This is a genomic window from Gottfriedia sp. NPDC057948, from assembly GCF_042887255.1.
GTDB lineage: Bacteria > Bacillota > Bacilli > Bacillales > Bacillaceae_G > Gottfriedia.
Genome location: NZ_JBHVPN010000011.1, coordinates 49,654 through 72,610 on the forward strand (window position 1 = coordinate 49,654; position 22,957 = coordinate 72,610).

General features: G+C 35.5%; 16 protein-coding genes. 14 read left to right on the forward strand and 2 right to left on the reverse strand.

What is annotated here, in order from left to right:
• Window positions 1-20 precede the first annotated feature (20 nt).
• The 6 genes from celB to ACFVRR_RS16150 all read left to right on the forward strand — a co-directional run bounded on the left by celB (window position 21) and on the right by ACFVRR_RS16150 (window position 9,427).
• The gene (celB, locus tag ACFVRR_RS16125) at window positions 21-1,325 is read left to right on the forward strand and encodes a PTS cellobiose transporter subunit IIC (protein ID WP_387330499.1); all 1,305 of its coding nucleotides are present in this window, start codon (window positions 21-23) and stop codon (window positions 1,323-1,325) included.
• Window positions 1,326-1,376: 51 nt separating this feature from the next.
• The gene (locus ACFVRR_RS16130) at window positions 1,377-1,892 is read left to right on the forward strand and encodes an RDD family protein (protein WP_387330502.1); all 516 of its coding nucleotides are present in this window, start codon (window positions 1,377-1,379) and stop codon (window positions 1,890-1,892) included.
• Between the two features lie 37 nt (window positions 1,893-1,929).
• Window positions 1,930-2,238, forward strand: a complete 309-nt coding sequence (locus ACFVRR_RS16135) for a PTS sugar transporter subunit IIB (protein ID WP_097974002.1) — start codon at window positions 1,930-1,932, stop codon at window positions 2,236-2,238.
• 140 nt (window positions 2,239-2,378) lie between these two features.
• Window positions 2,379-2,690: a PTS lactose/cellobiose transporter subunit IIA gene (locus ACFVRR_RS16140; protein ID WP_097974004.1), complete on the forward strand. Its 312-nt coding sequence runs from the start codon at window positions 2,379-2,381 to the stop codon at window positions 2,688-2,690.
• The gene (locus tag ACFVRR_RS16145; protein WP_387330507.1) at window positions 2,690-4,006 is read left to right on the forward strand and encodes a 6-phospho-beta-glucosidase; all 1,317 of its coding nucleotides are present in this window, start codon (window positions 2,690-2,692) and stop codon (window positions 4,004-4,006) included. Before ACFVRR_RS16140 ends, ACFVRR_RS16145 begins: the two co-directional genes overlap by 1 nt.
• A 606-nt stretch (window positions 4,007-4,612) precedes the next feature.
• A complete protein-coding gene (locus ACFVRR_RS16150) occupies window positions 4,613-9,427 on the forward strand; it encodes a S8 family serine peptidase (protein WP_387330510.1) in 4,815 nt (1,604 codons plus the stop codon).
• A gap of 195 nt (window positions 9,428-9,622) precedes the next feature.
• On the opposite strand, the gene ACFVRR_RS16155 is transcribed toward ACFVRR_RS16150, so the two are convergent.
• Window positions 9,623-11,041 (reverse strand): amino acid permease, encoded by a 1,419-nt coding sequence (locus ACFVRR_RS16155; RefSeq protein ID WP_387330513.1) that lies wholly within the window; start codon window positions 11,039-11,041, stop codon window positions 9,623-9,625.
• Window positions 11,042-11,713: 672 nt separating this feature from the next.
• Between ACFVRR_RS16155 and ACFVRR_RS16160 the strand changes: the two genes are divergently transcribed.
• Window positions 11,714-12,976, forward strand: a complete 1,263-nt coding sequence (locus tag ACFVRR_RS16160; protein WP_387330516.1) for an efflux RND transporter periplasmic adaptor subunit — start codon at window positions 11,714-11,716, stop codon at window positions 12,974-12,976.
• 537 nt (window positions 12,977-13,513) lie between these two features.
• Here the strand turns inward: ACFVRR_RS16160 and ACFVRR_RS16165 are convergent.
• On the reverse strand, window positions 13,514-14,809 hold the full coding sequence (locus tag ACFVRR_RS16165; RefSeq protein ID WP_387330519.1) for an MFS transporter: 1,296 nt from the start codon (window positions 14,807-14,809) through the stop codon (window positions 13,514-13,516).
• A gap of 457 nt (window positions 14,810-15,266) precedes the next feature.
• Here ACFVRR_RS16165 and ACFVRR_RS16170 point away from each other — a divergent pair, with 457 nt between their 5' ends.
• The 7 genes from ACFVRR_RS16170 (at window position 15,267) to ACFVRR_RS16200 (ending at window position 22,955) form a co-directional block, all read left to right on the forward strand.
• Window positions 15,267-16,073 (forward strand): alpha/beta fold hydrolase, encoded by an 807-nt coding sequence (locus tag ACFVRR_RS16170; RefSeq protein ID WP_387330522.1) that lies wholly within the window; start codon window positions 15,267-15,269, stop codon window positions 16,071-16,073.
• Between the two features lie 34 nt (window positions 16,074-16,107).
• Window positions 16,108-16,911, forward strand: a complete 804-nt coding sequence (locus tag ACFVRR_RS16175; RefSeq protein WP_097974016.1) for an IclR family transcriptional regulator — start codon at window positions 16,108-16,110, stop codon at window positions 16,909-16,911.
• A gap of 456 nt (window positions 16,912-17,367) precedes the next feature.
• Window positions 17,368-17,901: a cupin domain-containing protein gene (locus ACFVRR_RS16180; RefSeq protein ID WP_387330526.1), complete on the forward strand. Its 534-nt coding sequence runs from the start codon at window positions 17,368-17,370 to the stop codon at window positions 17,899-17,901.
• 100 nt (window positions 17,902-18,001) lie between these two features.
• The gene (locus ACFVRR_RS16185) at window positions 18,002-18,922 is read left to right on the forward strand and encodes a VOC family protein (protein WP_387330530.1); all 921 of its coding nucleotides are present in this window, start codon (window positions 18,002-18,004) and stop codon (window positions 18,920-18,922) included.
• Window positions 18,923-18,985: 63 nt separating this feature from the next.
• Complete coding sequence (locus ACFVRR_RS16190; protein WP_387330534.1) at window positions 18,986-19,777, forward strand: SDR family oxidoreductase; 792 nt, start codon at window positions 18,986-18,988, stop codon at window positions 19,775-19,777.
• A 31-nt stretch (window positions 19,778-19,808) separates the two neighbouring features.
• Entirely contained in the window at window positions 19,809-21,497 is a 1,689-nt protein-coding gene (locus tag ACFVRR_RS16195; protein ID WP_387330537.1) for a thiamine pyrophosphate-binding protein, read from the forward strand.
• Window positions 21,498-21,509: 12 nt separating this feature from the next.
• A complete protein-coding gene (locus ACFVRR_RS16200; RefSeq protein WP_387330540.1) occupies window positions 21,510-22,955 on the forward strand; it encodes an aldehyde dehydrogenase family protein in 1,446 nt (481 codons plus the stop codon).
• Window positions 22,956-22,957: the final 2 nt, after the last annotated feature.

Sequence of the window (22,957 nt, forward strand, 5' to 3'; positions counted from 1 at the left end):
CTTTGAGAGGGGATATCGAAATGAACAGCAGCTTTTTTGAAAAAAAATTCTTACCGATCGCTTCGAAAATAGGTAATCAAAGACACTTACTTGCTTTGCGTGACGGTATTATGTTTGCCATGCCACTAATGATCATTGGTTCATTTTTCATTATCGTAGCTTGGTTAGAAGCGGATTGGTATCAAAACTTCATGGCAAAAGTATTTGGTGAAAATTGGAATGCTTTTGGAGACATCGTTTATAACGGTTCAATGGGGATTATCGCATTAGTTGCAGTATTTGGCGTAGCGTATTCCTTAGCAAGTAGTTATAAGGTCGATAAAAAGAATATTGATGGAGTTCCAGCTGGGGTATTAGCATTAGCAAGTTATTTAATTGTTAATATTATGAGTACTTTTAAAGATGGTAAGGAAACAGTATCTGCATGGTCACCTGATCTTTTTGGTGCACAATACTTGTTTGTTGGATTAATCATTGCAATTATTACTGCTGAAATTTATCGTTACTTCTTACAAAAGAAGATCATCATCACTTTACCAGATACTGTGCCGCCAACAGTTTCACGTTCATTTACGGCTCTTATTCCTGGCTTTGTAATTATCCTTTTCTTCTTACTAGTTCGATACGGATTTAGTCATACTGGTTGGGGAGATTTTGCAACGTTTGTTCATAAAGTTGTAACACAACCGTTTACAATTTTAGGATCAACTTATATTGGTACACTTGTCGCATGTTTAATGGAACATCTTTTATGGAGTTTTGGTATCCACGGTTCATCAATCATCACGTCTGTTATGGAACCAATTTGGATTACAAATGCAGATGCAAACTTAGAAGCACTTAAAGCAGGTAAAGCGTTACCACATATCATTACGTATACATTCTATGAGAATGGAATTTGGATGGGTGGTTCTGGTGCTACTTTACCAGTTGCAATCTATATGACATTTTTAGCGAAGTCAAAACTTCTTAAGAAGGTAGGACGTCTAGCGATTGGGCCATCTATCTTTAACGTTAATGAGCCAATCATGTTTGGTGTTCCGATTGTTTTAAATCCATTTTTAATGATTCCTTATATTCTAGCTCCAGTAGCAGTATTAACAGTAACGTATTTTGGTACGGTAATGGGAATTTTCCCACATACAACTGGAACAATCATCCCATGGACAACACCATATTTCATAAGTGGTTATCTAATGACGGGTGGTAAGATTATGGGGGTAGTCATGCAATTGGTAGCTTTTGCAGTGGCTTCGATCATTTGGTTCCCATTCATTCGAATTTGGGATAAGAAAAATTTAGAAATGGAGAAAGCTAGTAAATAATTCTCCCAAGCAAATAGATGAATAATTGATTAGAAGAAGGGACTAAAACTTATGGAAAATCGACAAAAAATTATAACTTCGTTTCGATTAAAAAGAATCGGTGCCTTTGTCATTGATGCAATAATTGTTTCAATCATCTTGTCAATTGTGTATCGAATCACGGGACTTCCAAACTTTCCAGGAGTTCTAGCAAATATGATTGAGATTCAAAAAGAAACTGCTAGTCAAGATGCAGCTGTAAAGGTAATGGCTCTTTTTAATGAAGCATTTCTCCAATCGCTTATAATCTATTTTTGTTATGACGTCTTAACAACCTTATTGTTAAGAGGTTCGACAATTGGAAAGAAGATCTTTCGATTGAAGTTAAAACGCATTAATAATAAAAAGGGAATACTTCCTTATGTATTACTAGTGATTGTTAGAAGTTTCTTTAAATTTTTGACGATGTTTATTTTTCAAGGTCTTCCGTTCTTTTTATCAGTTATTAGCATGTTTGCTAATAAAAAATCATTAGCCGTTCACGATCGAATCGGTCGATTTGTCGTTATAAATAAAAATGAAATATAAAAAAAATTAAAACTTACTAAAGAAAGAGGAAATCATCATGAATATATTACTTTGCTGTGCTGCAGGCATGTCAACAAGTCTAATCGTTTCTAAAATGGAAAAAGTTGCTGTATCAAAAGGGATTTCAGCACGCATTTGGGCAGTTTCTGAATCAGTTGTTCGCTCAGAAATCGATGAAGCTGATGTGTTATTGTTAGGTCCACAAGTACGTTTCCTTTTAGAAGAAATGGAAGAAATCTGTGAAGAGAAAAACATTCCAGTTGAAGTAATTAATATGATGAATTACGGCATGTGTGATGGTGAAGCGATCTTAGAGCAAGCTATCAATTTAATTGAAAATAAATAGTAATTGTTGATAAGTGACTTTTCTGATCTTTACTCAAGAAAAATACGATGAATACCTTTTAGGTTTATAACTTTGAAAATTAATAACCATGGGGTTATGACGATAAAAAATTTTATTAATAAAGAGAGGAGGTCAGTTTTATGGTAAAAAATGAAACGGAAATTTTCACACTGATTCTTCATGGTGGAAATGGTCGAAGTGCTGCAATGGAAGCGATTCAAGCAGCAAAAAAACAAGACTTCGATTTAGCTCGTAAGAAATTAAAAGAATCAGGTGATGCTTTAAATGAGGCACACCATATTCAAACAACGCTTATTCAATCAGAGATTGGTGGCACTCCAACGGAGATTTCACTTTTAATGATTCATGCTCAAGATCACTTAATGAATGCAATGACTGTAAAAGATTTGGCAAAAGAGTTCGTTGACATGTATGAAAGGGGCCTAAAGTAATGTCAAAGAAATTTAAAATCGTTACAATAGGTGGGGGCTCAAGTTATACGCCAGAATTGGTTGAGGGAATTATTAAGCGCTATGAACAAATTCCAGTAACTGAGCTTTGGCTTGTTGATGTAGAAGCTGGCCGCGAAAAATTAGAAACAGTTGGTGCACTAGCAAAGCGTATGGTCAAAAAAGCTGGAGTACCAATGGAGATTCATCTTTCGTATGATCGACGTGAAGCCTTAAAAGATGCTGATTTTGTTACAACACAGCTTCGTGTTGGACAACTAGCTGCACGTGCACTTGATGAAAGAATTCCACTTAAACATGGGGTAATCGGTCAAGAAACAAACGGGGCAGGTGGATTGTTTAAAGCCTTACGTACAATTCCTGTTATTTTGGATATTTGTAAAGAAGTTGAAGAGCTATGTCCAAATGCTTGGATTCTTAACTTTACAAACCCTGCAGGTATGGTTACAGAAGCAGCATTAAGATATTCAAATATTAAGAGATTCATTGGTCTTTGCAATATACCGATCGGAATGGAAATGGGTGTTGCAAAACTATTAAACGTAGATCATTCACGTGTACGTATTGATTTTGCAGGTCTAAATCATATGGTATATGGAACAGAGGTTTATTTAGACGGAGTTAGTGTAAAAGAGCAAGTGCTTGAAATGATTATGGATCCTGCTAATGCTAGTTTTGTAAAAAATATAGATGCTGAAGAATGGGCACCTGAATTCGTAAAAGCAGTCAATGTCATTCCTTGTTCTTATCACCATTACTATTATAAAACATCTGAAATGCTTGAAAGAGCATTAAAAGATTTTGAATCGAATGAAACGCGTGCAGAAGTCGTGCAAAAAATTGAAGCTTCTCTTTTTGAAAAATATAAAGATGAAGCGCTAGATATAAAACCACCTGAGCTAGAAAAACGTGGTGGAGCTTACTATTCTGATGCGGCTTGTCGTTTAATTTCATCTATTTATAATGATACGAGAGATATCCAACCATTAAACACGATGAACAAGGGAGCTATTTCAGGCTTACCATATGACGGTGCAGTAGAAGTTAGCTGTGTCATCACAAAAGATGGTCCAATTCCACTGACAATCGGTGAATTACCAGTTCCTGTACGAGGATTAATTCAAACGATTAAATCTTTCGAACAAACAGCAATTGAGGCTGCTGTAGAAGGAAGTCGCGAAAAAGCCATTCTTGCTTTGACGATTAATCCGCTTGTAGCAAATGATAAAGTAGCTGTAGCAATCGTTGACGAAATGCTAGAAGCTCATAAAGAATATTTACCTATGTTTTTTAAATAAAACAAATGTTTAGGGCAGTAATCCATTGGGATGCTGCCTTTTTATTTTTTAAACTCTTTTAATAAAGATATACTGATATTTTAATAGAACCACTACCTTACTTCGGTCTAGCCTAATAAGTTGTCGAATAAACACTTCAAAAGGCTTAGCTTAGCCATTGATATGTTAAAAGAATTCTATGATTATATATCTAGATAGATGATTATGCCTAGAACTTTAAATCTAAAAAAATGGTACTAAAACGATAGTTTTTTACATAAATTTACATATTTTTATTAAAAACACAAAAAAATGTAAAAATTTTATAAATATTATGAATTTTAAAAAGGGATTTTGACTCAAAAAAAGAATTATTTAATTTATCTATTATTCCTTAAAAACTTTATTAAAAAATTATTAAGAAAGTATAGGTATTAATAGGGTCACTAAAGATGAAAGGAGATATTAGGGGGTTATCTGGGTGAATTTTTTGAGGTAATTCGGCATGTTCTTTATTAAGAAATAGATCTGTCGATATTCCTTGAATGACTTTAAAAAACAGGGGAAGTTTTTAAAAGGCATATCTTTAAAAGTTTTACTTAAATTTTTTTGGAGAGGAAACGAGAAATGAATAACAAGAAAAATCGTAAAATCACTACGTATGCTTTAGCATCTGCTCTTGCTCTTTCTAATTTAGCATTTGTTTCACCAACTTCAGCTGAATCTTACCGACCAGGTGATTTAGCATCAAAGTTAGAACAAATTAGACAAACTCAGGAAGCAAAAGAATTACAAAATAAAAACAAAGTATCTGATGCGAAAGCAAATTTAAAAGCGTCAGATAAAGTTCGCGTTATCGTTGAAGTGGACGGGCAGTCACCAATTGAATACGCAACAAAACAAGGGAAATTATTTAAAGATTTATCTGAAAGTCAAAAATCTAGTCTTTACGCTACAGTAAAAAGTCAACAAAACTCAGTTAAATCTAAGTTACAAGCTAAAGGAATTACTATTAATTATAAGAAACAATTTTCAACTGCATTTAACGGTTTCAGTGGTGTAGTTGAATTTGGTGATGTAGCAAAAATTGAGGCTACTTCTGGTGTCAAAAATGTTTATTTAGCAAATGAATACAATCGTCCTACAGCTGAGCCATCTACTCCTGATATGACGAAGAGTCATCAATTTATCCAATCTAAAGAAACTTGGAAAGATACTGGCTACAATGGTAAAGGTATGGTTATCTCCATTATCGATACAGGGATTGACCCTACACACCGTGATTTTAAATTAACTGATCCTTCAAAAGAAGACTTAACAAAAGATTCTGTAGCTCAAATTGTAAATGATAAAGCATTGCCAGGTAAGTTCTACACTGACAAAGTTCCTTATGGTTATAACTATTATGACCAAAACGATATCGTAACAGATCTTGGACCTGGTGCTTCTATGCACGGTATGCACGTAGCAGGTATTACGGCTGCTAATGGTGACGAAGCAAACGGTGGTATTAAAGGGGTTGCACCAGAAGCGCAAGTTCTTGCGATGAAAGTATTCAGTAATGACCCAAGTTATCCATCTACATGGTCTGATATTTATCTTGCAGCGATCGATGATTCTATTAAACTAGGTGCAGATGTATTAAACATGAGCCTTGGTTCTGTAGCATCTTCTTATGAGCCAAATAGCGCAGAGGATCTTGCGATTACCCGTGCAGTTGACAATGGTATTGTATGTGCTGTTTCTTCAGGTAACTCGAACCATATTGGTTATGGATGGGGAAATCCTCTTTCACAAAACCCTGATATCGGTGTAACTGGGGCACCAGGTCTTAATAAAGACACAATCTCTGTAGCTGCTTCTGGAAATGAAGCTTATCTTTATGAACATGCGATCACCGTTGAGGGAAATAATAGTTTAAGTGTCTTAGGTAAAGGTATTGATGGTTGGAAAGATCTATCAGATAAATTTGGTGGAAATATTCCAGTTGTAAACCTTGGTAAAAACGCTGCTGATGGAAGCTACAAATTAGGTGGACCAGATGATTATAAAGGTTTAGATGTAAAAGGAAAAATCGTATTAGTAGCTCGTGGAACATATACTTTTGCTGATAAGACAAAGTATGCTGCTCAAGCTGGTGCTGCTGGTATTATCGTGTGGAATGCAACAAACGGAGTTCAATACGATAACCAGGGCGGTTGGGATGTTCCAATGATGCTTGTTAACTCAAAAGCAGATGGTGAAGCGTTAGCGAATGCGATTAAAGGTTCAGGAACAATACATGTTGCTCAAACAGCGAAAAATGAAAGTCCTGAAATGGGCCGCATGACAAGTTTTACTTCATGGGGAGTTACGCCTAGCCTAGAGTTAAAGCCTGAAATTACAGCTCCGGGTGGAAATATTTATTCAACTGTAAATAACAATCAATATGAAGTAATGAGTGGTACTTCAATGGCAGCTCCACACGTAGCTGGTGGATCAGCATTAGTACAAGAGTACTTGAAAAATGATAAACGTTTCAGTTCTTTAAGCTTAAGTCAACGTACTCACTTAGCAAAAGTATTATTAATGAATACTGCTAAAGTTATTAATGACTTAGATGGTCATCCATTCTCACCACGCCGTCAAGGTGCAGGTATGATGCAAATTGAAAACGCTGTTACAACACCAGTTTACTTCTATAGTAAGGCAACAGGTGAAGCGAAATACGAATTGAAGGACTTCCAATCTAAGCAAGTATCAATGACTTTCACAGCTAAAAACATTTCTGCTAAAGATGCGTTTTATAAAGTAGATACTACGGCGTTAACAGATGAATTCTATCAAACTACTGGTGTTGATCGTAACGCACTTCAAACAGGTAAACTAGATGGTGTAAAAATAGATGCGCCAGAATCAGTTATGGTACCAGCAGGTCAATCTGTTGATTTCACTGTGAAAATTGATTTAACGAATGCAAAAATTCCAGGTTTCGATAAAGCTGGAAAGCAAATCCTAGCAGATCTTCATGATAACATTTTCGTTGAAGGTTCAGTAAATCTTATCGGTACTCTTGGTAATCCAAACTTAACTGCTCCTTATGTAGGTTTCTACGGTAAGTGGGACAATCTGCCAATTCTAGATGGAATCAAAGACTTAGGTGAAACTCGTTATTTTGATTTACAAACGCTTTATGGCAAAGGTGCTCATGACATGACACGTGATGGGGATAATTACTTCTACGGTTCTGTTCCTGGTAAGAACTTCTATGCATTATCACCAAACAAAGATGGATTTGCTGACGATATTAATGCACTACCATCATTCTTAAGAAATGCAGAGGAGTCACAATACAATATCCTTGATAAAGACGGTAAATTCCTTCGTCGTTTAAGTGCACAAGCTGACGTTACTAAAAATAATTATAACAATGGTAAAGGCGCGATCATGAAGGACAGTGCGTCAACTATTTGGGATGGTAAAGTAAATGGTGAAGTTGTACCGGACGGTTTATACAGCTATGAGATTAAAGCTATAGTTGGTAATTATGAGAATGCACAGTGGCAGTCTAAGAAGATTCCTGTTTATGTCGATACTCATGCTCCGAGCATTAAAGCAACTTATGATCCAGATAAAAAAGTTGTAACTTGGGAAGGATCAGATGATGGAACTGGAGTGCAAAATTATACTATCTTCGTAAATGGAAACAAAGTTGGAACTACTGATAATACTAAATCTTCATTTGATTTATCATCAGCTCCAAATAAGGCAATAGTAGAAGTAGTTGCTGTTGACTATGCAGGTAATGGCGCAGAGGATACTGCAGCAATTGGTGACATTGATCTTCCACTAGTTTATATTACTGATGGCTCTAAAGATAAAAACGGTGAATATATTCCGAACTCACCGGAACCATGGGGAGCTTATAGTGATAACAAAGTTCCGGTAAAAGGTTTTGTAACAGATGAAATTGGTATTAAAACAGTTAAAGTAAATGGAAAAGAAGTACCAATTAATTATGATGAAAAGACTGGACACTACAACTATTCAACAACTGTAACATTTGACCAAGATGGTCCTTACACTGTTCAAGTTGAAGCTACAGACTTTGCTAATAAGAGCTTCTCGGTTGCTCGACATGTCTATGTAGATACGCACGCAGCAGAAATTAATGTAGATGCTCCTGAGCGAGTGGACAAAAATGTAGATCAAGTTACATTTAATGTAAACTTAAAAGATAACTATAGCTACTTAAACTTCTACGTTGGTGAAAACCACGAATTTGAAGTTCCATTAATTAGCCCAGTTGATGTCGTAAAACCACTAAACAAAGATTATAAAGTAACGGTTCCTTTAAAAGAGGGAGAAAATAAAATTACATTAAGAGCGACTGACCTTGCTGGTAACGAAACAGTGAAGGAAGTAGTAATTAATCGTGCAGATGCTCCATTAACAACAGGTTGGGTAGTAAAAGATGATAATAAAATTTACTACTACGATGAAGATGGTAAAATGCACAAAGGCTTCTTAGAACTTAAACAAACGGAAGAAGATTACACTTGGACATCAACATTCTATTTTGACCCAGCAACTGGTGAAATGCATAGAGGTTGGTTAGATTTAAGTGGAAAACGTTACTACTTCGATCAAGAGGGCGGAGTAATGGCAACAGACATCACGTTTGTTCCTGAAAACAACACGTACTTCTACTTTGATTCAAAAGGTGTAGCACAATCTGGTATCTTTAATTTATTCGGTGACAAAGCGTACTTTGATGCTAAATCTGGTTTATTACGCAGCGCTTGGAAACAAGTTGGCACTAAAATGGTTTATGCAGACAAAGATGGTACTTTACACATTGGCTGGTTAAATAATAGTGGCAAGTGGTACTTCTTTAATAAAGATGGCTTCATGCAAACTGGTTGGTTAAACGATGGTAAAGACACTTACTATTTAAATAGTAAAGGTGAAAAAGTATATGGCTGGAATGTAATCGGAGGGAAAACCTACTACTTTAATTCAACTGGTGTGAAAGCAAAAGCTGGTTGGTTAACAGTAAGTGGCAAAAAGTATTACTTAAACAGCGACGGATTAAGATTTAGCAATGGTTGGAAATCAATTAGTGGAAAATACTATAACTTCGACAAATATGGGGTAATGAAAACTGGTTGGTTAACAGTAAGTGGTAAAAAGTATTACTTAAACAGCGATGGCTCAAGATTTAGCAATGGCTGGAAATCAATCAGTGGTAAATTCTACTACTTCGATAAAAACGGCGTAGTAAAAACTGGTTGGTTAACAGTAAGTGGTAAGAAGTATTACTTAAATAGCGATGGCTCAAGATTTAATAATGGCTGGAAAAAAATCAGTGGTAAATACTATTACTTCAACAAATCTGGTGTAATGGCTGTTAATACTAAAGTAGGTAAATATAAAGTAGGTAAAGACGGAGCAAGAAAGTAAGCTTTTGATTTAATAGCTTAATAGAATCCGGGATATTTGGGCATGTATTCGATTTAAAATCGGATACATGCTTTTTGTTTTGAATAGGATTAATTGGAAAATAGGAAAGAAATGGATCCTCGAATTAACGAAAAAAACCACAAGGAAAATTAAGTCCTTGTGGCTTTTTTAATGTATCTAAATTTTTGAGTTACTTTAGCTTATTTTAGTTTTGTTATTGTTATTTGCTGTATTTAGTGCACTTCTTTTCTTACCATATAATCCATAAACAACAAGTCCTATAGCCATCCATACAATAAAACGAATAAATGTAATACCTGGAAGACTAGCAATTAAATAAGCAGAAAATCCAATCCCGATTAATGGGATAATTGGAACTAATGGTGTTTTAAATCCTCTTTTTAAATCAGGACGTTTTACACGTAATACAATGATAGAAGAACAAATTAAGATAAATGCTGTTAACGTTCCAATATTAACTAATTCTGCAACTTCGTTAATTGGTGTAACACCTGCTACAAATGCCGTAATTAAACCAATTAATAAAGTAGGACGATAAGGTGTTTTATATTTAGGATGTAATTTTGTAAACCAGTTTGGTAATAGACCATCTCTACTCATTGAGAACCAAATACGTGATCCAGCAAGCATAAATGAGAACAATACTGATAGAATTCCTGCAATGGCAGCCGCAGAAATGATTATCGTAATCCATTTCATACCAATATTACTAAAAGCTTTTGCTACAGGTGCTGCGTTATTAAGTGTTTCATATGGTGCCATACCTGTAATAATAAGTGACATTGCAACATACAAACATAAAGCGACAGCTAATGATATGATAACTGCAAGTGGTAAATCACGTTGCGGTCTTTTTGCTTCTTCAGCTGCTGTAGTTAATGTGTCATATCCAAATACAGCAAAGAATACTAGAGCTGCTCCACTCATTACGCCATGAAAACCAAAAGGCATGAATGGGTGCCAGTTAGCTGTATTAATATGAAAACTTCCAACGCCAATAACTAAAAGAATAATACCTAATTTGATGATAACCATTAATGAATTAAATTTAGAACCCATTTCAGTTCCTAATGTAAGTAAGCCCGCAATTCCAAGACTAACTAAAACGGCAATTAAGTCAACTTTGTGACCTGCTCCAGTACCAGGAGCTCCTTGTGCCCATACAGGAATATGAACTCCCATTTGTAATAAAAACTCTTGCATGTAGCCAGACCATCCAATAGCTACTACTGCAACAACTAAGGCATACTCGAGTAACAAATCCCACCCGATTAACCAAGCTGTACCTTCTCCTAAAACAGCATAACTGTAAGTATAAGCACTTCCAGCTACCGGTATTAATCCAGCAAATTCTGCATAACACAATGCTGCAGCTGCACTAGCTAAACCAGCAATAATAAACGATAAGAGAACTGCCGGACCAGCGTGTTCAGCCGCTGCTACACCGGTTAATACGAAAATACCTACACCTATGATCCCGCCTAAACCAATGGCAGTCAGTTGCCATAAACCTAAAACGCGGTTAAGTCCGGTATTTTTAGCCCCATCTTGTTGAAGCTGCTCAATCGACTTTTTCCTGAAAAAAGCATTCATCCAAAGACTCCCCCTTTTGTGAATAATCTGTATTTTTAGTAAATAAATACACACCGTTTAAAAGAGTGTGTAGTAACTAATCTGTTTGAAATGGGAGAGTTGTAATAATTCCCCAAATTGATAAAGGAAAGAATGTTAATTCCTCGAAATGTTCGTAAGCGTTTTCTATTGCGTATACGAAATACATTTTTATAGACTTATGGAATGGAAAAAAATCCTTTCCTACAAAGATATTTTTTGTATTGTAACATAGTTCAATAATACTACGCAATAATAGTATGAATGTTTTAAATATTAGATTTTAAACTTATAGAGTCTAAATTTTAATTAAATTAATGAAAGTATGTGCGAAAATACATAGATTTATCAAGGGGTTCTGTGACTTTTTTAGTAGACCATATTTATTCGATATTTTTGGTAAAATTTTATTCAATAAACGATAAAATTATTTTTTTTAAATTAAAATTTGAATATTCTGAAATAACAAAAATCAGCCCAAATCAACCTATTAATCCCCTCAAAAGTACAAATAAATGGATTATTAAAAAAAACATATTAAATATTTATGATTTTCTAAAAAATCTCCTTGAAACGCTTTTTAAAACAATAGACAATAGATATAGGAGATGTCGTATTAAGTTTTTGGCAAGATAAGGAAGGGGCAAGCGTTTTATGGAAACGGCGAAAAGAATTGACGAAGAAAAAGAACAAGTAAAAGTAATTACGCCACGTCAGAAGAAATTTATTTTAATGGGGATCATTGTTCTTTTAATCGTTTCTGTGGTTCTTAGCGTAGCGGTGGTAGAAATTAAAAGAAGTAAATCTAAAACATTACAGTTTATCAGTCCAACGGTAAAAAGCTTTACGAAAACTGAAACTGTGTCTGGTCGTGTCGTACAAAGTCATACTGAAACAATTTACGTTAATCCAACTAAAGGTTCTATAAATGAAATTTTTGTTAAAGAAGGAGATACTGTCACTAAAGGACAAAAACTTTTTTCTTATGAAGATACAACTATAGCAGCGGAAATTGGACAAGCAGAAGTAAATAAGAAGCTAGCAGAAACAACTGTTACGCAGAAAAACGACCAAATTGCATCATTAGAGAAAGACATTCAAAATGCTATTTCAGCGTTAACATCAACAACTAATACAACTGATGCAAATAATACAGATAAAAATGCAACAAATACAACAAATACACCAGAGATTCAATCACTGCAAGCTCAACTTAATACTGCAAAGGAAGAGCTTAATGCTGCACAGCTAAAAGTAGAACAATATACACTTGAAGCTGAAAAACTGAAAGCACAAAAAGAATCATTAACTGTTAACAGTAATAATGATGGAGTAGTACTTAACTTGAACAAAAGTATCGGTCAAGGCTATAAAGTAACAGATAAACAACAAATCTCAATTATGCAAATCGCTTCAAACGAACCATTTCAAATTGAAGGGAAGCTAACAGAAGAAGAGAAAGCAAAAGTTGAGCCAGGCCAAGCAATTAAAGTCACTTCAAAGGTTGTTGCCGATAAGAACTGGAATGGAAGCATTTCAGAGGTAAGTAACTATCCTATGAATGATCAATTCACAAATCAAGATAAGAATTCCAAAAAAGAAGCTATACCATATTACTCTTTTAGAGCAACGCTAGATTCACAAGAGAATCTATATCCTGGCTATGAAACAAATCTTGAAGTAGTAGTACAATCAAAGGATTTGCTAGCAATACCTGAGACGAGCGTCAAAGGATCAGGAAAATCAAAATATGTGTATGTACTTAAAAAAGGAACTATCTATAAACAAAATGTAAAAACTGGCCAAAAACAAGGGAAATATATTGCTATTCTTAAAGGAGTAAAAGAAGGTGATAAGGTAGGAAAAAATCCTTCTTGGACTGTCCGCCCTGGAACTAAAATTGATTTAGATAAGTAATAGTAGAGGTGATCACTGTAGAATTTTCGATAGTGACCATCTATTTATAAAAGAAGGCGTCTCAAAAGTCAGATTAACTGACATGAGACGCCTTTTTTTATATAAAAATTAAAGTGGTAGGGGTATCTCAACAGATCTATTCATTTTAGTTGAGAAAATGGCTGTTTTTAAAAGATATTAGTAGAGTTTTATTTGATTTAGTAAGAGTTACAATATATTTGCTAGTTATCCAATTCAAGTCATCTACTATTGTACAATTTTCATGTCATATTACCCCAACTGGTATAGGTAATTATTAACATTAATTGCTATTTTCATAGATTTAATTGCAGTTTTGGCAATTTTAATTGCTGTTCTCTAAATTTAATTGCGATTTTCAGATTTTAATTGCAGTTCATTGTTCTTTGCAACTCTTCAGTGTTTATTTGGATAATTAGACTTCTTATTTGATATTTGCAGTTATAAGAAAGGAGCTACCCATTGAAAGTTATACTTTTGGGATGCTCCTCATTCATTTAAGCGTTTTCAAAGCATTGATTAAGCATTAATTTGTTGTGGAGGTAGTGGAACAGCACGTAGCTCGGTTGCTTCTTCTTTAATAGAAAATAGATAAGCGATCAATCCTAAGAGAGCCGTAATGATTAACATAATAATTGAGGTAGTGAAATTTCCTCCTGATGAATCACGTAACCAGCCCATTATATAGCTAGAAAACCCACCCATTAAGTTTGTAAATCCGATTAAGCCTGCTGCACGGCCTGCCGTCTCTTGTGTTGAATATTTTACTAAGAACATATTGCTAAGATGGAAGACTCCACCTTGACATCCCATAGCAAGTCCCATGCAAATCCCTGCTAATACTGGATTTGGAACAAATACTGCTATTGTTAAAAATAGAGCTGTCAGTGAAAATAAGATTGATGCCATTAAGCTTGGGCGTCTTGTTTTATCGGCAAGAAAGCCACATGCGAGTACAAATCCAAGGGCAAATAACCACGATAAAGAAGTAATACCTGTCATACCTTCACGCTCAAAACCTTTTGCCTCGATCAAATATGTTGGCAGCCATATGCTTATGCCAAAGAAAAGGAAAGAACAAACTAACATACCAAACCATACAATCCAAAAACGATAATCTTGAATAAAATTTTTATTCTCATTGGAACTACTTACTTGATGTTCTAATGGTTCTATTGGACGGTGAATGAGATCCAACTCTTCTTTACTAACCCACGGGTGTTCACCAGGTGTATTTCTTGTAAGAAATATAAACATTGGAATATTAATTAAAAAGTTAAATCCAGCGAGTATAAAGAAAGCTGATTGCCAATGAAGTGAAGAAATAACAAGTACTAATATAACCGCTCCAATTGCTGGTCCTAAATAGTTACCTGTAAGCCAAGAAGCTTGAGCGCGCCCTAGCTCTCGTTTGTTGAACCAAGCAGAAATAAATTTCCCAGAAACAGGAATCATCATCCCTTCTCCAAATCCTAGAATAATTCGACTTATAATAAATGCTTCATATGTAGTGGAGAGACCGGATGAAAACATAGTAAGAGACCAAACAAATAATCCAGCTATAGCCGTTTTTCTCGCACCAAATTTATCAATGATGAATCCCCAAAATAGATTCGAAATTCCATATGCAATCGTAAAAACAAATGAAAGAAGACCAATTTTTGCATTTTTGTCAACACCAGTCATTCCGAGTGCCTTCAAAAACTCTGGATCTGTTTGTATAACAGAAATGCCAACTTTATCAATTTGTCCAAAGAACCAAAAGAAAAAGATTGGTAAAGCAATTAAAATCCATCTTTTTTGTCTATGTAGCATTAAAATTCTCTCTCCTTTTAAAATCAAGTAATTACGTTTAAAAATTTGGAAGGAAAAAGCAGAAACTAAGTTTACCTACTAGATATTGAAGTTCAAATAATTTGTTTTGATACTTCAAGTATTAATTTTGGCTCAAACTTGAGCGATCCACTCCTTTCGATGTGTTAATGTTTTGAATATAAAACACTGTTTCATATTTTAAAGATGAAACTCTTTTAAAGATAAAATAATTAGAAAAGTTTGTCAATTATGATTTTACTGAAAAATTTTCCAGTTTTTATGTTTTGATGCATAATCAATTATTTACCTATCCAATGAAAAATTGAGTTATTGACATTAAATTCTGACAAATCTATAATTCAAGTTAAAAAAACATGTTTTTTATATGAAACATTATGTTTTTTGATATTTAGCTTAGTAGAATTTGAGTATAGAAAATAGAGTGGAGGTAATGCGAATGCCGATTAGTCATTTAAAAGAGTTATCGATTCATTATCAAGAATCAGGAGAAGGACAACCTCTTGTAATTTTACATGGTTTGGGTAATAATTCACAGTCATGGAAGCATCAATTAAGTGAATTGAAGGAACAGTATAGAGTTATTGTTTGGGATGCACCAGGTTATGGTGGGAGTTCCGATCTACAAAAGGAGTTCCATGAATTTTCCGAGTTCGCTAATGTTCTTAAAGAGTTTTTGGATAGTCTAGGGTTTGATTCTATCTATTTACTAGGTCATTCAATGGGATCGGCAATTGCAATTGATTTTACGAATCGTTTTCCACATATAGTCGATGCGTTAATTATTTCAGATGCAACACGTGGAGCAGCTGGGTTAAGTAGAGAAGAAAACGAGAACAAACTTCAAAATAGATTAAACTCAATTGAAAATCTACATCCAACAGAACTAGCCAGAAAAAGAGTAAAAGCATTACTTGCGCCAAATGCATCACCTGAGGTTATAAAAGAGGCAGAACGTATAATGTCACAAGTTCGTCTATCTGGTTACCGTTCTGTTTCCTACTCATTATCGAACTTAAACCAAATGGAGATTCTGTCTTCAATATCTGTTCCAACACTTGTTATGTGTGGGGAGTTAGACCAAGTAACTCCAGTAAGTGAATCACAAATTTTTCACGAGTTGATTCCAAATTCAGAATTTGTTATCGTTCCAAATACAGGGCATTTATGCTATCAAGAAGACCCTAAAATATTTAATCAATCCGTGTTAAACTTTTTAAAGAAACAACCGATAAGTCAAAAGTAGAAATGAATTTATTGTATTAGGAGAGGTATGCTCGATGGATAATGTAGAAAAAGAAAAATATAGCGCTAATTCTTTAGTTAGAGGATTAGAAATTATTAAGCTTTTTAATGAGGAACATCCTAGTTTGTCACTTTCAGAGATTGCAAAAAAGTTAGGGGTAAGCAGAACAGTACCTTATCGATTACTTTATACATTGCAGTCAATTGGATACTTAACACAGGATGAAAATACGAAACAATATTCGTTAACTCCTAAAGTTCTTGAATTAGGTTTTAGTTATATAAATAGCTTGAAAATACCTGAAATTGCACAACCTTATATGGAATCATTACGTGATGAAATCGGTGCTTCTTGTCATTTGTCAATTTTAGATGGACATGAAGTAGTTTATGTTGGGAGTGCACCAGTTAGAGGGGTATCGGCAGTCAATGTCAATATTGGTCTAAGACTACCAGCTCATGCAACTGCAAATGGAAAGCTACTTCTTGCATACGAGCCAAAGGAAAGTCTTATGCAACTATTCCAAGTTACAAATTTAACACCTTATACAGATAAAACGTTAACGACGCCTGGAGAGTTTATGGATCAATTAGATAAAATACGCCAAAATGGCTATTCAATGACTAGTGGAGAATTTCACCAAGGTATTCATTCAATCGCTGCACCTATTTACGGTAGAACAGGAAAAGTATTGGCAGCACTGAATATCGTAGCGACTGAATTATCTTATCAAGAAGATTTCATGAATAAAGTAGCATTGCCTAAACTTCTAGATGTCTCTGTTTTACTATCAAACTATATGGGTTACAATGGCAGAGTTTCAAATCAGGTAAAATAGTTAAATTTAAAAATATGGGTTCCCAAACTAAGGGAACCCATCAGACTGCCCGCCAAACGCTCGCTTTCTTCGTTGCTTCGCCTGTCTGCGGTGCTCATTACCGTCTAAGGTAACTCCGCTCCTCACCAGACTTCGCGCCTCGAAAGACAAGCGCTTGCAATCAGTCTGAAACCCAAGTTTTTTGTAATTTGTACACACACTGATGGGTTCCCAAACTAAGGGAACCCATATTTTTTTTGCAAAAAAAAACAAGTTATAAACCTTGGAAATACAGTGTTTTTTTATATTTAACTTTTATGACATATCAAAATTTTCTAAAAACTATGTTGACACAAAGAATAATCCATCCTAGAATTATTTTATAGATAAAACACTGTTTTGTATATAAAACACAAAAAGTGTTCGATACAAAACATTTTGTTTAAAAAGAACAACAATACAGGGAGGATTTTAAAAATGACAAATGAAACTTTTTCAGTTAAAGAATTTGAAAAAAAATACGTGGCTCGCTTAGAAGACCGTACGCTAGATTGGAATGTTTTAAAGTTTCAAGAGGAAATTGATCCGAAATATAAGCGTGCTCAAATGCGTTATATTGGACGTGGTGCGACAGCGAATAATGATTCAAATGTAATTACAGCAGAACATTTTACATTAAGTACAATGGTTCTACCTCCTGGCTGTATCGGACCTTTACATCTACACGATGATGTAGAAGAAGTATTTTTTATTCTTGAGGGAGAAGTTACTGCTTTAATTCAAGAAGTTGGTAAAGATGAAGTACATGAAATTAATTTAAAAGCTAGAGATTGTATCAGTTCTCCTCCTGGTGTTCATCGAGGCATTAGAAATGATGGAGATACTGAAGCACGTATGTTAGTTATGCTTGGCGCAGTGAAACCAAACCTTCCAACCTATCCAGAAGGTAGCGCACTTGAAGAACTTCGTAAACAACGTGCTAAAGAAAGAGAAGCAATCATCAAAGGTTAATTAAAAAGGGTCAGCTGCATTTTGAATAAATTGCAGCTGCCTTTTTCAATAGAGTTAATAAAAGAAAGCGCTTTATATAAATAAATGGGAGGGATTGTTGGTGCTAGGAATTACTCATTTAAGACATATAAGTTTGATCACACCAAACTTTGAGGAACAAGTGAACTTTTACGAAAAAGTTTGGGGTTTAGATCGTGTAAATGCTTCGGATGACAATATTGCTTATTTTCGAGGGGCAGGACCTGAGCATCATATACTAAGTCTTCGAAAGGGTGAGAAATGCGGTTTGCATCACATCGCATTTGGAATGGTCGATAAAAATGCAGTTGATCGCGCAGCGGAAATCTTACATTCAAAAGGTGTACATATTGTTGAAGAGCCAGGTTATTTGGATGAAGCTGGTGGAGGATATGGTCTTCGATTTGTTGATCCAGAAAACCGTGTAATTGAACTTTCTGCTTGGGTAGAGGTTCAAACATCAATTTGGACTAATAAAAACGTTGATCCTGTGAAATTAAACCATGTAGTTATGAACACAAAAGATTTAGATATGATCGTGGGGTTTTATACTGATGTGCTTGGATTCAAAGTCACGGATTGGAGTGAGCACCAAATGTCCTTCTTAAGGTGTAATCGAAAACATCATTCGATTGCATTTAACCAAGATGCACACGCTTCAGTTAATCATATTGCTTACGAAGTTGATTCGGTGGATGAACTGATGCGAGGTATTAGTAATGTTAGGAAAGTCGGATTAAGTGAGTTATGGGGTCCAGGTCGACATGGTCCTGGTAATAATATCTTTTGTTATTTTCAAGATCTTGGTGGATTTGTCATGGAATATACATGTTATCTTGAAACAATTGAAGATGAGGCTGAGTGGAGAGCGCGAGTTTGGAAACGCGTGCCACATCTAATGGATCAATGGGGAATTGCTGGTCCACCAAAACCAGAAGCTCGTAAAGCGATGGGCGGAGAGCCAGATCGTGGCTGGGTAGATACCACAGTTAAAGTGCGATAAAAAGTTTAAATAAAAATGCTTTAAGGAATAAGAACCATGAAAGCTTTAATAAGGGGTGACGGGATGGATCTTGGGTTAAAGGGAAAAGTTGCAGTAATTATGGGTGGCACCTCTGGTGTTGGACTGAAGACAGCTGAATTATTTTTAGGTGAAGGTGCTAAAGTAGCAATTTGCGGAAGAAGCAAAGAGCGCGCAGATAAAGCATTAGAGCATTTACTCACATATGGCAAACGCGAAGATCTATTTGCTGCGACGTGTGATGTTACATCAAAAGAGGAAGTTAATTCGTTTATTCAACAAACAGCAGAAAAGTTTGGTGGAATTGATACGTTAGTGAATGCAGCTGGTCAAAGTGTTATGGGGCATTTTTTCGATATTACTGATGAACAGTGGCAGGAACAAATCCAATTAAAGTATTTCGCAATTATTTATGCAGTTCGTGCAACTCATCCTTATTTAGTGAAAAGAGGAGGGGGCCGAATTATTAATATAAATGCAACTCTAGCAAAAGAGCCTGAGCGTCACATGGTAGCAACAGCAGCAACCCGTGCAGGACTTTTAAATTTAAGTAAAACGTTGTCTCAAGAATTAGCATCTGACAATATTTTAGTCAATTCAGTTAGTCTTGGATTAATTCGGACAGATCAATGGGAACGTAGAAGGCTGAAGAATGCTCCTGATATGGATCCCGAAGAATATTATAAAGATCTTGCGATAAAAAGAAATATTCCACTAGGTCGTGTAGGTGAAGCGGAAGAAGTTGCTAGTGTAATTGTTTTTCTTGCTTCAGACAAAGCGAGTTATGTAGCTGGTTCTACAATTGAAACTGCAGGTGCAATCGGTAAAGCACTTTAAATAAATTATAAGACAAAGGTAGGATACTAAGATGAAAAATCAAGAAGAGATCGTATTTACTACTGCGGATGCCGTCGTAAAAGAGTTAGTTCAAGCAGGTGTAGAAGTCGCTTTTGGAATCGTAAGTATTCACAATATGCCCATCTATGACGCGATTCTAAGGGATGGAAGTATCAAGCTGATCTGTTCACGAGGAGAAAGTGGAGCAGTAAATATGGCAGATGGCTATGCACGTTCGACAGGAAAATTAGGTGTAGTTATTACTAGTACAGGAACAGGAGCTGGAAACGCTGCTGGTTCATTAGTAGAAGCATGGGCAGCTGGAGTTCCACTACTTCATCTGACTGGAGAAGTAGCATCACCTTATCTTGGTACGGGTAAAGGGTACATACATGAATGCAAAGACCAGCTTTCAATGATGAGCGGTGCTTGTAAAAATGCTGTAAGGCTTAGAAGACCAGAACAAACAGCTGGTGTAGTAAGAAAAGCAATTGAAGAAGCATTAACTGCTCCAACAGGACCAGTTAGCTTAGAAATTCCAATCGACTTTCAATCAGCAATTATTGAGGACGTTTCAATCGATAAAGTACAGGTAGATGTTTTTAAACCGCAATTGACTACCGTAATACCAGATATCGCAATTTCAAAAATTTCAGAAGCACGTCGTCCAGTTATTTGGGCTGGTGGTGGTGTTATTTCTGCCAATGCCTCAAAGGAGTTAACAAATTTAGCTGAAATTCTTGGAGCTGCTGTCATTACAAGTCAATCTGGAAAAGGTTCGATACCAGAGGATCATGAGCAATGTATAGGTCATTTTGCAGCCAATGAGTCGACAAAAGAGTTTTTGAGAAATGCAGATTTATTGATTAGCGTAGGTGTACGTTTCAGAGGAAATGAAACTTCTAACTGGAAAGTCACTGTCCCAGAAGAACATATTTCAATTGATGCAGATTTTAATGCAATTAATCGTAATTATAAAGCAACAGTTGGGTTAGTCGGCGATGCAAAAGATATTTTATCAGCTTTAATAAATAAAATTGATGAAAAGTCTATTTCGGTTTTACCTTCTTACATAGAAGAAGTACGTTCACTAAGAAATGAAGTGCGAGGACAACTTCGTAAAACACTTGGTCCGTTTGAACAGTTTGTAGATGGTATGAGAGAGATTTTACCGAGAGATACGATTTTGGTTCGAGATGTGACAGTACAAGCAAATGTATGGGGTAGTAGAATATTCGATATTTATGAACCGAGAACATCTATTCACGCATCAGGTGGCGGGATCGGTCAAGGTCTTCCTACAGCTATAGGAGCTCAATTGGGTTGCCCTCATCAAACAGTCGTATTAATGGCTGGAGATGGTGGGTTTATGGTTAATGTAGGTGAAATGGTGACTGCAGCTGAAGAAAATCTTCCTATTATTGTTGTGTTATTTGATGATTCTGGCTATGGGGTTCTTCGTAATATTCAAGAAGCGGCATACGGTCGCCAAGTAGCAGTGAATTTATTAAGTCCTGATTTTGTAAAACTAGCTGAGTCAATGCATTTTGAAGCAGCACGTATTGGATCAGCAGACGAATTTGTTAATGAATTAAAGAAAGCAACTGAAAGAAGAAAGCCAACAATGATCGTTGTAGATATGGAAGCAGTTGGACCTATGGCAAAACCTTTTGGTGGACCTCCAGGAGCAGCTGAAAGCTTTAAGCCAAAAAAATTATAAAGGAGATTAAATATGATTTCGACATATCCAGTTGTATCAGGGAGATATCTCATAAATGGTGAATGGAAAGAAAGTAAGGAAACAGCAAATATTATTAATCCTGCAAATAAGTCGGAAGTAATCGGTAAAGTTGCATTATGTACTGAGGAAATCGTAAACGAAGCAATTAATGCAGCATCGAATGCATTTGAACTTTGGTCAAAGAGTGAGATTCAGGATCGTGTAGAAAGAATGAAAGCAGCAGCACAGGAACTTTCTAAAATCATTGAAGAACATGTTTCGTTATTTGTTCGTGAAAATGGAAAAACACTAGTAGAAGCTAAAAAAGACTTATTGCGCTGCGTTGAAGTAATGAAGGGTGGAGCGGATGAGCTACTTAAATGGTGGAGTCCAGAAATACTTTCAGGAAATCAAAAAGTTCAAGTAAGAAGAAGAGCTAGAGGGGTTACTGCAGTAATTACTCCTTGGAACTCTCCTATGATTTTAACATTTAAACGAGTGATTCCTGCTGTTTTAGCAGGTAATACAGTTGTCGTGAAACCTGCGACAAATTGTCCACTTACCATTATGGCTTGTTTAAAAGTGGTGGCTAAACATTTTCCGCCTGGTGTAATCAATATTGTAACAGGATCAGGAAAAATGATTGGTGACAAGCTTTGTTCCGATTCACGAGTTCGTACGATTGCTTTTGTCGGAAGTACACAAACAGGTAAAGATATTATGAAAAAGTCCTCTGGAAATCTTCAAAAAGTATATATGGAGCTTGGTGGGAATGACCCAGCAATCATTTTAGAAGATGCAAACTTAGATGAAGAAGCTATTAGACGATTAAGAATGAGTATTTTAAAAGCGGCTGGCCAAGTATGTTCGGCAATTAAGCGTGTATATGTACAAGAATCTAGATATGTTGAATTAGTAAAAAAACTGAAAAAAGAATTTGAGCGTATTGTTGTAGGTGATGGTATTCAACCTGATGTAACGATGGGCCCATTAAATAATAAAGCTCAGTATGACTATGTTAATGGATTGATCGAGCGTACTGAAAAAGCAGGTGCAAATATAATAACAGCTGGAATTCAACTGAATCCTGATATGTGGGATCAAGGATACTACATCTTACCAACAATCGTGACAGGTATTGATCAGCAAAGTGAGATCGTTCGTGCAGAACAATTTGGACCAGTAATTCCTATTCTACCTTTTTCAACTATTGACGAAGTTATCAAACTAGCAAATGATAGTGAATTTGGTTTAAGAGCTTCTGTTTGGACGGAAAATGAAGAATTGGCTATTGAAATGGCAGATCGATTAGAAGCAGGCGCAGTTTTTCATAATAATCACACCATCTTTAATGATTTAGCATTGGATTTCCCAGGATTAAAAGAGAGTGGTGTTTCAAGGGAAACAAGACACTGTGGATTGGAATTCTTTGCAGATTCATACGGATTTGCAAACTAAGG

Coding starts and splice junctions, on each gene's coding strand:
- ACFVRR_RS16150 (WP_387330510.1), top strand. CDS start 4,613: ATGAATAACAAGAAAAATCGTAAAATCACTACGTATGCTTTAGCATCT.
- ACFVRR_RS16180 (WP_387330526.1), top strand. CDS start 17,368: ATGACAAATGAAACTTTTTCAGTTAAAGAATTTGAAAAAAAATACGTG.
- ACFVRR_RS16170 (WP_387330522.1), top strand. CDS start 15,267: ATGCCGATTAGTCATTTAAAAGAGTTATCGATTCATTATCAAGAATCA.
- ACFVRR_RS16200 (WP_387330540.1), top strand. CDS start 21,510: ATGATTTCGACATATCCAGTTGTATCAGGGAGATATCTCATAAATGGT.
- ACFVRR_RS16130 (WP_387330502.1), top strand. CDS start 1,377: ATGGAAAATCGACAAAAAATTATAACTTCGTTTCGATTAAAAAGAATC.
- ACFVRR_RS16195 (WP_387330537.1), top strand. CDS start 19,809: ATGAAAAATCAAGAAGAGATCGTATTTACTACTGCGGATGCCGTCGTA.
- ACFVRR_RS16140 (WP_097974004.1), top strand. CDS start 2,379: ATGGTAAAAAATGAAACGGAAATTTTCACACTGATTCTTCATGGTGGA.
- ACFVRR_RS16135 (WP_097974002.1), top strand. CDS start 1,930: ATGAATATATTACTTTGCTGTGCTGCAGGCATGTCAACAAGTCTAATC.
- ACFVRR_RS16175 (WP_097974016.1), top strand. CDS start 16,108: ATGGATAATGTAGAAAAAGAAAAATATAGCGCTAATTCTTTAGTTAGA.
- ACFVRR_RS16190 (WP_387330534.1), top strand. CDS start 18,986: ATGGATCTTGGGTTAAAGGGAAAAGTTGCAGTAATTATGGGTGGCACC.
- ACFVRR_RS16145 (WP_387330507.1), top strand. CDS start 2,690: ATGTCAAAGAAATTTAAAATCGTTACAATAGGTGGGGGCTCAAGTTAT.
- ACFVRR_RS16160 (WP_387330516.1), top strand. CDS start 11,714: ATGGAAACGGCGAAAAGAATTGACGAAGAAAAAGAACAAGTAAAAGTA.
- ACFVRR_RS16155 (WP_387330513.1), bottom strand. CDS start 11,041: ATGAATGCTTTTTTCAGGAAAAAGTCGATTGAGCAGCTTCAACAAGAT.
- celB (WP_387330499.1), top strand. CDS start 21: ATGAACAGCAGCTTTTTTGAAAAAAAATTCTTACCGATCGCTTCGAAA.
- ACFVRR_RS16165 (WP_387330519.1), bottom strand. CDS start 14,809: ATGCTACATAGACAAAAAAGATGGATTTTAATTGCTTTACCAATCTTT.